Origin of the sequence: Pseudomonas sp. 57B-090624 (assembly GCF_003234055.1) — a bacterium.
Taxonomy (GTDB): domain Bacteria; phylum Pseudomonadota; class Gammaproteobacteria; order Pseudomonadales; family Pseudomonadaceae; genus Metapseudomonas; species Metapseudomonas tohonis.
This window is the reverse complement of sequence record NZ_QKRU01000023.1, coordinates 82,160-93,266: the sequence shown is the minus strand read 5'-3', so window position 1 is coordinate 93,266 and position 11,107 is coordinate 82,160. Positions and strand designations below refer to the sequence as shown.

The 11,107-nt window shown below is 67.9% G+C and carries 7 protein-coding genes and 1 pseudogene; 5 read left to right on the top strand and 3 right to left on the bottom strand.

Annotation, left to right across the window (positions count from 1 at the left end; translation table 11 throughout):
• Positions 1 to 332: 332 nt before the first annotated feature.
• The 5 genes and pseudogenes from DMX10_RS13050 (at position 333) to cobA (ending at position 8,259) form a co-directional block, all read left to right on the top strand.
• Positions 333 to 1,544, top strand: a complete 1,212-nt coding sequence (locus tag DMX10_RS13050; protein WP_111261456.1) for a nitrate/nitrite transporter — start codon at positions 333 to 335, stop codon at positions 1,542 to 1,544.
• Positions 1,545 to 1,549: 5 nt separating this feature from the next.
• Complete coding sequence (locus tag DMX10_RS13045) at positions 1,550 to 3,220, top strand: bifunctional protein-serine/threonine kinase/phosphatase (RefSeq protein ID WP_111261455.1); 1,671 nt, start codon at positions 1,550 to 1,552, stop codon at positions 3,218 to 3,220.
• 261 nt (positions 3,221 to 3,481) lie between these two features.
• Positions 3,482 to 4,681 (top strand): annotated as a pseudogene (locus DMX10_RS13040) (NAD(P)/FAD-dependent oxidoreductase); the annotation flags it as partial.
• A 115-nt stretch (positions 4,682 to 4,796) separates the two neighbouring features.
• Entirely contained in the window at positions 4,797 to 7,511 is a 2,715-nt protein-coding gene (locus tag DMX10_RS13035; RefSeq protein ID WP_111261453.1) for a nitrate reductase, read from the top strand.
• A gap of 10 nt (positions 7,512 to 7,521) precedes the next feature.
• Positions 7,522 to 8,259, top strand: a complete 738-nt coding sequence (gene cobA, locus DMX10_RS13030) for a uroporphyrinogen-III C-methyltransferase (protein WP_111261452.1) — start codon at positions 7,522 to 7,524, stop codon at positions 8,257 to 8,259.
• Positions 8,260 to 8,442: 183 nt separating this feature from the next.
• Here cobA and DMX10_RS13025 read toward each other — a convergent pair whose 3' ends face one another.
• The 3 genes from DMX10_RS13025 to DMX10_RS13015 form a co-directional block, all read right to left on the bottom strand.
• A complete protein-coding gene (locus tag DMX10_RS13025) occupies positions 8,443 to 9,489 on the bottom strand; it encodes an OmpA family protein (protein ID WP_111261451.1) in 1,047 nt (348 codons plus the stop codon).
• 108 nt (positions 9,490 to 9,597) lie between these two features.
• Entirely contained in the window at positions 9,598 to 10,188 is a 591-nt protein-coding gene (sigX, locus tag DMX10_RS13020) for an RNA polymerase sigma factor SigX (protein ID WP_021220312.1), read from the bottom strand.
• A gap of 94 nt (positions 10,189 to 10,282) precedes the next feature.
• Entirely contained in the window at positions 10,283 to 11,107 is an 825-nt protein-coding gene (locus tag DMX10_RS13015) for a mechanosensitive ion channel domain-containing protein (protein WP_111261450.1), read from the bottom strand.

The following is an 11,107-nucleotide window of genomic DNA, read 5'->3' as shown; positions in this document are numbered from 1 at the left end:
CCCCGTGGGGGACCCGCCCCGTGCCCTGCTTGGCCCATCTCTTGCTCCATCGCCTGCACAGGTAGCCAACGGCGGTTGCCCCACTGAACGACAAAAGCGTCGCGTCACTGCGCAGAAATGCAGCCAGTGCGCGGCGCTTTTTTCGTTCCGGCCCCAGCGATGGGGCGGCAGGCGTGCCGTGATCCGGGCGCCCGCATGCGACCCACCCTACCCAGCCACGGCCAAGGCCGTGGCACGAAGCGCCACGAGCGCGACGTGTTCCGGGAGGGTGCGACCGCCGGGGCTGTCCCGCGGCGCGCCCTTCCGGCCCCCTGACGCAGATGAGGTGTTCGATGACTACGAGTTTCTGGAAGGCCGGCCACGCCCCCACCCTGTTCGCCGCATTTCTCTATTTCGACCTGAGCTTCATGGTCTGGTACGTGCTCGGCCCGCTGGGCGTGCAGATCGCCGCCGACCTGCAGCTGACCACCCAGCAACGCGCCATGATGGTCGCCACGCCCATCCTCGCCGGGGCCGTGCTGCGCTTCCTGCTGGGCCTGCTGGCCGACCGCACCTCACCGAAATCCGCCGGGCTGTTCGGCCAGGTGGTGGTGATCGCCGCGCTGTTCACCGCCTGGCAACTGGGCATCCACAACTACGAGCAGGCGCTGCTGCTGGGCCTGTTCCTCGGCTTCGCCGGGGCCTCCTTCGCCGTGGCGCTGCCGCTGGCCTCGCAGTGGTACCCGCCGCAGCACCAGGGCAAGGCCCTGGGCATCGCCGGCGCGGGCAACTCCGGCACCGTGCTGGCGGCGCTGTTCGCCCCGGGCCTGGCCGCGCTGTTCGGCTGGAACAACGTGTTCGGCCTGGCGCTGATCCCGCTGGTGCTGACCCTGGCGATCTTCACCCTGGCCGCGCGCAACGCCCCCGACCGCCCCGCGCCGAAATCCCTCGCCGACTACATGAAGGCCCTGGGCGACCGTGACAGCTGGTGGTTCATGTTCTTCTACAGCGTCACCTTCGGCGGCTTCCTCGGCCTGGCCAGCACCCTGCCCGGCTACTTCCACGACCAGTACGGCCTGGAGCCGGTGACCGCCGGCTACTACACCGCCGCCTGCGTCTTCGCCGGCAGCCTGATGCGCCCCCTGGGCGGCGCCTTCGCCGACCGCATCGGCGGCATCCGCACCCTGCTGGTGGTCTACACCCTGGCCGCCCTCTGCATCGCGGCGGTGGGCTTCCACATCGCCAGCGCCACGGCGGCGCTGGCCCTGTTCGTGGTGGCCATGCTCAGCCTCGGCGCCGGCAACGGCGCGGTATTCCAACTGGTGCCGCAGCGCTTCCACAAGGAAATGGGCGTGATGACCGGGCTCATCGGCATGGCCGGCGGCATGGGCGGCTTCTGCCTCACCGCAGGCCTGGGTGCCATCAAGCAGCACACCGGCGACTACCAGCTGGGCCTGTGGCTGTTCGCCAGCCTCGGCGTGCTGGCCTGGTTCGGTCTCTACGGCGTGAAGCTGCGCTGGCGCACCACCTGGGGCTCGGCGGCCGTCACCGCGGCGCGCGTCTGAGCGCCATGGGGCTGCAACTGAGCTTCGGCGAGGCCAGCGCCATCGGCCCGCGCCGCGAAAACCAGGACGCCCTGCGGGTGGTGACGCCCGCACCGGCCCTGGCCGCCAGCAAGGGCTACCTGTTCGCCCTGGCCGATGGCGTCAGCCAGTGCGCCGACGGCGGCCTGGCCGCACGCGCCACCCTGCAGGCGCTGGCGCTGGACTACTACGCCACGCCGGAAACCTGGGCGGTGGCGCAATCCCTCGACCGCCTGCTGCTGGCCCACAACCGCTGGCTGCAGGCCAACGGCGGCGGCCAGCCGCTGCTGACCACCCTCACCGCGCTGGTGCTGCGCGGCCGCCGCTTCACCCTCGCCCATGTCGGCGACTGCCGTGCCTACCGCTGGCACGCCGGCCAGCTCGACCGCCTCAGCGAAGACCACGTCTGGGAGCAGCCCGGCATGCAGCACGTGCTCAAGCGCGCGCTGGGGCTGGACCAGCACCTGGTGGTGGATTACCTGGAGGGCGAGCTGCAGGAGGACGAGCACTTCCTCCTGGTCAGCGATGGCATCTGGGCGGTGCTGGGCGATGCCGGCATCCTGCGCATCCTCCAGGACGAACCCGAGCCCGGGGCGGCCAGCCGCGCCCTGGTGGCCGCCGCGCACCTGGCGGGCGGCCAGGACAATGCCAGCGCGCTGCTGGTACGGGTCGACGGGCTGCCGCCCAGTGGCCTGGCCGACGCCCTGGCGCAATTGGAGGCGTGGCCGCTGCCGCCGGAACTGCGCCCCGGCCAGCTGTTCGAGGGCTGGCGGGTACAGGGGCGGCTGGTCGAGTCGCGCCAGTCGCTGCTCTACCGCGTGCTCGACGAGGCCGGCCAACCCTGGCTGCTGAAGACCCTGCCGCCCGCCCGGCACGCCGACCCCGGCGCCGGGCCCGCACTGCTGCAGGAGGAATGGTTCCTGCGGCGCGTGGCGGGACGGCATTTCGCCGAGGTGCATCCGCTGCCGCAGCGCCAGCACCTGTACTACCTGCAGCGCGAATACCCGGGCCGCACCCTGGCCCAGCAGCTGCGCGAGGATGGGCCGCTGGCGCTGACCGACTGGCTGGACCTCGCCCCGCGCCTGCTCAAGGCCCTGGGCATGCTGCACCGGCGCAACATCCTGCACCGCGACATCAAGCCAGAGAACCTGCTGCGCGGCGAAGACGGCGAGCTGCGCCTGCTCGACTTCGGCCTGGCCTACTGCCCGGGCCTGTCCCAGGACGAGGCGCACAGCCTGCCGGGCACGCCCAGCTACATCGCCCCCGAGGCCTTCGATGGCGCGCCGCCCACCACGCGCCAGGACCTCTACGCCGCCGGCGTCACCCTCTACCGGTTGCTGACCGGGCATTACCCCTTCGGCGAGATCGAGGCCTTCCAGCGCCCGCGCTTCGGCACACCGACGCCCGCCAGCCGCTACCGCCCGGACCTGCCCGCCTGGCTCGACGAATGCCTCGCCCGCGCCCTGGCCAGCGAGCCCACGCAACGCTACGAGACGGCAGAAGAATGGCTGCTGGCCCTGGAACAGGGCGAGCGCAGGGCCCTGTCGGTAAACCCGCGCCCCTTGCTGGAGCGCGAGCCGCTGAAGGTCTGGCGCGGTATCGCCCTGCTTTCCCTGCTGGGCAACCTGGCGCTGCTGGTGCTCTGCCTGCACGGTTGACGCACCGTTGCCGGGCACGCCGCCCCGAAGCGGTGCGCCAGCGGCTCCCGCCCGCCCCGTGCAGGCTCGGCGGAACCCCGGAAAGCGGGGCCCGAAGGAGTTGGCACAGGCCCTGCAAAGACTCGATCACAATCTACAAAAGCGCCCACCTCAACGTAGAGATGGCACTTTCCCGATAGAACGGGACTTGGACAAAGGCGTCCTGCTGGCAACAGCGGGACGCCTTTTTTGTTTGCCCGGCATTCATGCAGGAGCGTGACCATGAACAAACCCAGGCTGGTGATGATCGGCAACGGCATGGCCGGGGTCCGTACCCTGGAGGAGCTGCTCAAGCTCGCCCCGGATCTCTACGACATCACGGTGTTCGGCGCCGAGCCCCACCCCAACTACAACCGCATCATGCTGTCGCCGGTGCTGGCCGGTGAGCAGGCCTTCGAGGACATCGTGCTCAACGACCTGGAGTGGTACGCCGGGCACGGCATCCGCCTGCTGCTCAACCGCACCGTGGTGAAGATCGATCGCCGCCGTCGCCTGGTCATCGCCGAGGATGGCACCGAGGCGGGCTACGATCGCCTGGTGATCGCCACCGGTTCCTCGCCCTTCATCCTGCCCGTGCCGGGCAACCGCCTGCCGGGGGTGATCGGCTACCGCGACATCGCCGATACCCGGCAGATGATCGACAGCGCCCGTACCCGCAGCCACGCGGTGGTGATCGGCGGCGGCCTGCTCGGCCTGGAGGCGGCCAACGGCCTTCGCCAGCGCGGCATGGAGGTGACCGTGGTGCATATCTCCGACTGGCTGCTGGAGCGCCAGCTGGACCGCACCGCCGGCCGCCTGCTGCAACAGGCGCTGGAGGCGCGCGGCATCCACTTCCGCCTGGGCACCCAGACCGAGGAGCTGCTGGACCACGGCACCGGCCACGTCTGCGCGGTGCAAGTGCGCGGCGGCGAGGTGATCCCCGCCGACCTGGTGGTGATGGCCGCCGGCATCCGCCCCAACATCGCCCTGGCCGAACGCGCCGGGCTGCCCTGCGAGCGCGGCATCCTGGTCAGCGACACCCTGCAGACCAACGACCCGCGCATCTATGCCATCGGCGAATGCGCCAGCCACCGCGGCATCGCCTACGGCCTGGTGGCGCCGCTGTTCGAACAGGCGCAGGTGTGCGCCAACCACCTGGCGCGGCTCGGCTTCGCCCGTTACCAGGGTTCGGTGGTCTCCACCAAGCTCAAGGTCACCGGTATCGACCTGTTTTCCGCCGGCGACTTCATGGGCGGCGAAGGCACCGAGAGCATCACCCTCTCCGACCCCATCGGCGGCATCTACAAGAAGCTGGTGATCAGGGGCGGCGTGCTGGTGGGCGCCTGCCTGTTCGGCGACACCGCCGACGGTGGCTGGTACTTCCGCCAGGTGCAGGAGCATGCCGATATCAGCGGCATCCGCGATCGCCTGATGTTCGGCGAGGCCGTGGCCGCACAGGCGGTCGAGCCGGCCGCCGGCCCCCATCGCGCCGAGCCTGCGCGCGTTCCGGTGCGCCTTCTGCAGAGCGCCTGACCTTCTCTCCAAGGGAGCCTTCGCCATGAGCCAGACCACCGCCTCCACCTGCTGCTACTGCGGCGTCGGCTGCGGCGTGCTGATCGAGCACGACGGCACGCACATCCTCGGCGTCGCCGGCGACCCGACGCACCCGGCCAACTTCGGCCGCCTGTGCAGCAAGGGTTCCACACTGCACCTGACGGGCGACCTCCAGGCCCGCGCGCTGTACCCGGAACTGCGCCTGGGCAAGGGCCTGGCACGTACCCGGATGGACTGGGACAGCGCGCTGGACCACGCCGCCGCCCGCTTCGCCGAGACCATCGCCGAGCACGGGCCGGACAGCGTGGCCTTCTATGTCTCCGGCCAGTTGCTGACCGAGGACTACTACGCCTTCAACAAGCTGGCCCGCGCCCTGGTGGGCACCCACAACATCGACAGCAATTCGCGGCTGTGCATGTCGTCCGCCGTGGTCGGCTACAAGCGCAGCCTGGGCGCCGACGCGCCACCCTGCTCCTACGAGGACATCGAGCAGAGCGACTGCGTGCTGATCGCCGGCAGCAACATGGCCTTCGCCCACCCGGTGCTGTTCCGCCGCCTGGAGGAAGCCAGGGCCAGGCGCCCCGACATGCGCGTGATCGTGGTCGACCCGCGCCGCACAGACACCTGCGAGCTGGCCGACCTGCACCTGGCCATCACCCCGGGCAGCGACGTGGCGCTGTTCCACGGCCTCCTCCACATCCTGCTGTGGGAGGGCTGGGTGGACCGGCGCTTCATCGAACGCCACACCGAAGGCTTCGATGCGCTCAAGGAACGCGTACGCGACTTCGGCCCGGCACGGGTGGCCGAGCTGTGCGGCATCGACAGCGCCGACCTGCTGCGCTGCGCCGAGTGGATCGGCCGCACGCCGAGCTTCCTCTCGCTCTGGTGCATGGGCCTGAACCAGTCCAGCGCCGGCAGCGCCAAGAACAGCGCGCTGATCAACCTGCACCTGGCCACCGGGCAGATCGGCCGAGCGGGTGCCGGGCCCTTCTCCCTCACCGGCCAACCCAACGCCATGGGCGGCCGCGAGACGGGCAGCCTGTCGAACCTGCTGCCCGGCCACCGTGAGGCGGGCAATGCCGAACACCGCGCCGAGGTGGCGGCCTACTGGGGGGTGGAGCGCTTGCCAGAGACGCCGGGGCTGTCGGCCATCGACCTGTTCGACGCCGTGGGCGAGGGGCGCATCAAGGCGCTGTGGATCGTCTGCACCAACCCGGCCCAGTCCCTTCCCGACCAGCAGCGGGTGCACGCGGCGCTGGCCGCCTGCCCCTTCGTGGTAGTCCAGGAGGCCTTCTTCACCACCGAGACCTGCCGCCACGCCGACCTGCTGCTGCCCGCCGCCAGCTGGGGCGAGAAGGAAGGCACCGTGACCAATTCCGAGCGCCGCATCAGCCATGTGCGCCGCGCCGTACCGGCACCGGGCGAGGCGCGCCCGGACTGGGCCATCGCCTGCGACTTCGCCCGGCGCCTGGAACACCACCTGCGCCCGGGCGAGCCCAGCCTGTTCGACTTCGCAGGCCCCGAAGCGCTGTTCGAAGAGTACAAGCCGCTCACCGCCGGCCGCGACCTGGACCTGACCGGCATCGGCTACGGCCTGATCGACACCCAGGGCCCGCAGCAGTGGCCCTACCCCGCCGGCGCCCGGCAAGGCACAGCGCGCCTCTATTGCGACGGCCGCTTTCCCACGCCGAGCGGTCGTGCACAGTTCGTCGCCGACCCTTACCTCGCCCCCCAGGAGCGCCGCGAACTGCGCTACCCATTGACCCTGAACACAGGCCGGCTGCGCGACCAGTGGCACGGCATGAGCCGCACCGGCACCGCCGCCCAGCTGTTCGGCCACGTGGAGCAGGCGCAACTGGGGCTGCACCCCGTGGAGATGCGCCGCCGCCGGCTCGAGGATGGTGATCTGGTGCGGGTGAGGAGCCGTCGCGGCGAGCTGGTGGTGCCGGTCATGGGCGACGAGGCCCTGCGCCCCGGCCAGGCCTTCCTGCCCATGCACTGGGGCGATCGCTTCCTCAAGGGGCTGGGCGTCAATGTGCTGACCACGCCGGCCTGCGATCCGCTCTCGAAGCAGCCGGAACTCAAGCACGCCGGTGTCGAGGTGGAGCGGGCAGACCTGCCCTGGCAGCTCTTCGTACTGGTGGAAGGTGATGTGCAAGCGCGCTTCGAAGCCCTCCGACCACTGTGCGAGGCCTTCACCTACGCCAACCTGGCCCTGGCCGGGCGTGAGCGCCCTGCCCTGGTGCTGCGCGCGGCCCACGGGCAGGCACCGGATACGGAGCTACTGGCGCATATCGACCGTCTGCTGCAACTGGATCAGGGGCCGGTGATGAGTTACGACGACCCGCAGCGCGCGGTGGGCAAGCGCGTGCTTATCGAGCAGGGGCGCATCACTGCGCTGCGCCTGGCTGGCGAAACCGCCGCCTGGGGCTGGCTAAAGAGCCTGTGGCAGGAAGGCCGCATGGACGCGGAACTGCGGCGCTGGCTGCTGGCCCCCCTGAGTGCACCGCCAGGTGCCAGTGCTGCGGCCGGCGCCAATCGCACCCTGTGCAACTGCATGAACGTCAGCCTGCAAGCCGTGCAGGCGGGCATCGCCCAGGGGCTGGATCTGGCGGGGCTGAAAGAAGCATTGGGGTGCGGCACGCGTTGCGGCTCCTGCGTACCGGAAATCAAGAGAATGCTGGCGGCGCCACCGGTGCCGACCGCAGTGAACGCCTGAGGAGACGCCCATGAATGGCAAGGTCTGGCTGGTGGGTGCGGGGCCCGGTGACCCGGAGCTGCTGACGCTGAAAGCGGTGCGGGTGCTCAACGGCGCCGAGGTGGTGATGATCGACGACCTGGTCAACCCGGCGGTGCTGGAGCACTGCCCGGGCGCCCGGGTGATCCGCGTCGGCAAGCGTGGGGGCTGTCGCTCGACGCCGCAGGCCTTCATCCATCGCCTGATGCTGCGCTACGCACGCCAGGGCAGGCACGTGGTGCGCCTCAAGGGCGGCGACCCCTGCATCTTCGGCCGGGGCGGCGAGGAGGCGCAGTGGCTGGCCGAACGTGAGGTAGAGAGCGAACTGGTCAACGGCATCACAGCCGGCCTGGCGGGGGCCACACAGTGCGGCATCCCCCTGACCCTGCGCGGCATCAGCCGGGGCGTAACCCTGGTCACCGCCCACACCCAGGACGACAGCGAACCCGAGTGGCAGGCCCTGGCCCGCAGCGGCACCACGCTGGTGGTGTACATGGGCGTGGCGCGCCTGGCGGCGGTCCGTGAAGGCCTGCTGGCCGGCGGCATGGCGGCGGATATGCCGGTGGCGATGATCGAGAACGCCTCCCTGCCCCATCAGCGCGAATGCCGCAGCACGCTGGCACGGATGCAGGCCGACGCCGGCACCTTCCAGCTCAAGAGCCCGGCGATCCTGGTGATCGGCGAGGTGGCCGGTGAGGCCGTGGCAGTGTCCGAGGCGCTGAGCGCCTGATCGGGCGGCATTCCACGGCTCGGCATCGCAACGTTGGGTTTCGTACCTCTACCCAACCTACGTGTTCCCTGTAGGTTGGTGCCGAGCGTGCGAGGCCCAACGAGCCAAACCAGGACTCTCGGCACTTTTCTCCAGGCAAAGAAAAACCCGGCCGAGGCCGGGTTTTTCCAAAGCTCAGACCAATTACTTGGCTTGGGCTTCTACTTCAGCTTCTACGCGACGGTTGACAGCGCGGCCAGCGTCGGTGGCGTTGTCGGCAACCGGGCGGGACTCACCGTAACCAACCGAGTTGACGCGCTCGGAACCTACACCGTACTGGTTGACCAGGACTTCACGAACGGCGTTGGCACGACGCTCGGACAGTTTCTGGTTGTAGGCGTCGGTGCCGACGGAGTCGGTGTGGCCTTCAACGGTGGTGGTGGTCGACGGGTACTGGTTCATGAAGTCAGCCAGGTTCTTGATGTCGCCGTAGCTTTCTTCTTTGACCTTGGACTTGTCGAAGTCGAACTTGACGTCCAGCTCGACGCGAACCACTTCGGCAACGGCCGGGCAGCCATCGGCGTCAACGGTGACGTTGGCCGGGGTGTCCGGGCACTTGTCGACGTTGTCGCAGACGCCGTCGTTGTCGCTGTCGGAGCAGACTTCGGCAACCGGAGCCGGGGCCGGCTCGGCAGCGGGCTTGGAGCCACCACCGAAGTTCACGCCAACACCTACGCCAGCGGCCCACTCGGACTCGCCCACATCGATGTTGTACATGCCGTCCAGGCCGGCTTTGGCGTAGAAGTTCTCGGTGAAGTAGTACTTCAGGCCGGTGCCGATGTTGGCGAAGGTGCTGTGGTCACGACCGGTACGGGCCGGCACGTTGCTGATGCTCTGGTGAGCGAAGCCAGCGGAAACGTACGGGCGCAGGCCGACACCCGGGGTGCCGAAGTGGTAGATGGCATCGAGGCCAGCCTGGCTGCCCTTGATGTTCTTGTTACCGGTGTCGTTTTCGGAACGAATGTCGTGAAACTCGCCATAGGACAGAGCCAGTTCGACGTCGTCAGTGAGGTAGTAACCAACCGAACCACCGAACAGGTTGCCGTTGGACAGATCACGCGAGCTGTCGGTGAAGTAGCGCTTGCCGAAAGCCTCCACCTCGACAGCGCCTTGGCCTTGCGCCAGCGCGTTCAGAGAAAATGCGGCAACGAGAGAGCCAACGGCTACGCCTAAGGTGTTTTTCAGTTTCATCCGTAAATCCCCATCTTGGTTGTCAGTAAGTTGTCGAACAATCTCGGAAGACAACTTGGTCGGCAAGTTTACCAGAACTCGCTGATCTAAGAGATTAATTTTGCCCAACTAAGTTTCGGTCAGACCTGAAAATTTTTCTCTCAAGCGATCCAGCGCGCGCTTGTAACGCATCTTCGTCGCGCTCAGACCCATATGCATAATGTCAGCAATTTCCTGAAATTCCAGTTCTGCGACAAAGCGCAGCACCAGGATTTCACGATCGATCGGGTTCACATGCACCAGCCATCTTTCAAGGCCCCCACGCTCTTCGAGCTTGGGTGCCTTCTCCTCCGAGGCCTCCTCGAGAGGATCGAGACTCAAGGCATCAAGTAAGCGACGTTTACGACGCTCTTTCCGATATTGGGTAATGCATTCGTTATACGTGATGCTATAGAGCCATGTCTTGAACTTGGACTTCCCTTCGAAGTTCTTCAATCCATACAGCACCTTCAGCATCACCTCCTGACAGACATCGTCGGCGTCTCGTTCGTTCCCCAAATATCGGGCACAGACGTTGAACAGGGTGCGCTGGTAGCGACGCATGAGTTCTTCATAGGCGCGCGTGACATGAAACAGCTCGACATGGGCGCGCTCCACCAGCTCTTCATCGGAGAGCTCGCGAGGGTCGTAGCGCAAGGAAAGCGATTGGGGCTTGTTCAAAACGGGTCGGGCCGACAGTCAGGTCAGGAGCCGCCGGAACGCGAGGCAGCGCTCCGCTATGGCGGCATACATTAGCAAGGGTTGAGGAGCCGCGTTAGCGGCTCGTTACCCGCTGGTCGAGCAATGTCCGGTTGGACACCGACACGAGGTCGCCCTCGTCGGTGAGGATGATGGTCTTCACCGTGCCTATTTCCTCGATCTGCCCCTCGACGTCACCCACCTTCACGTCCTGCCCCACCTGGTAGAGCTCGCGCACGTAGATGCCGGCGATGATCTGCCCGGCGATGTCGCGACTGCCAAGGCCCAGCGCCAGCGCGGCGGCCAGGCCGATGGAGATCAGCACGATGGCGATGACGTTGTTCAGCAGGTCGGTCTTGACCTCCAGTTGCCCGATGGCCACCGAGATGCTGATGATGATCACCAGGCCCTGGGCGATGCGCCCCAGACCGTGGGCGTAGTCCAGCCCCACCCCTTCGGCGGCGCCACGGACGATGCCGCTGACCAGCTGCGCCAGGAGCACGCCGGCCAGCAGCACCAGGGCTGCACCGAGCACCTTGGGCAGGTAGAGGGCGAGCATGTCGAGGGTGGCTGAGACGCGGTCGAGGCCGAGGGATTCGGCGGCGGAAACCAGGAAGATCAGCAGCACGAACCAGTAGACGATCTTGCCGATCAGCGTGGAGACCGGCACCTGGATGCCGACGCGGGCGAGAATCTTGGTCAGGCCGGTACCGCCCATCAGGCGATCGAGGCCGAGCTTGGCCAGCAGCTTGGACAGCAGGGTGTCGAGCAGCTTGGCCACGACGAAGCCCAGCAGGACCACGACCAGGGCACCGAACAGGCGCGGGATGAAGCCGGCCACCGGTGTCCACACCGTGGTCATGGCGTTAACGATACCTTGGGTCCAGGGGTCGAATTCCAT

What these genes read in the sequence shown, in the direction of transcription:
- DMX10_RS13035 (WP_111261453.1), top strand. Translation starts at nt 4,797, where the DNA reads ATGAGCCAGACCACCGCCTCCACCTGCTGCTACTGCGGCGTCGGCTGC.
- DMX10_RS13015 (WP_111261450.1), bottom strand. Translation starts at nt 11,107, where the DNA reads ATGGAATTCGACCCCTGGACCCAAGGTATCGTTAACGCCATGACCACG.
- DMX10_RS13050 (WP_111261456.1), top strand. Translation starts at nt 333, where the DNA reads ATGACTACGAGTTTCTGGAAGGCCGGCCACGCCCCCACCCTGTTCGCC.
- DMX10_RS13045 (WP_111261455.1), top strand. Translation starts at nt 1,550, where the DNA reads ATGGGGCTGCAACTGAGCTTCGGCGAGGCCAGCGCCATCGGCCCGCGC.
- cobA (WP_111261452.1), top strand. Translation starts at nt 7,522, where the DNA reads ATGAATGGCAAGGTCTGGCTGGTGGGTGCGGGGCCCGGTGACCCGGAG.
- DMX10_RS13025 (WP_111261451.1), bottom strand. Translation starts at nt 9,489, where the DNA reads ATGAAACTGAAAAACACCTTAGGCGTAGCCGTTGGCTCTCTCGTTGCC.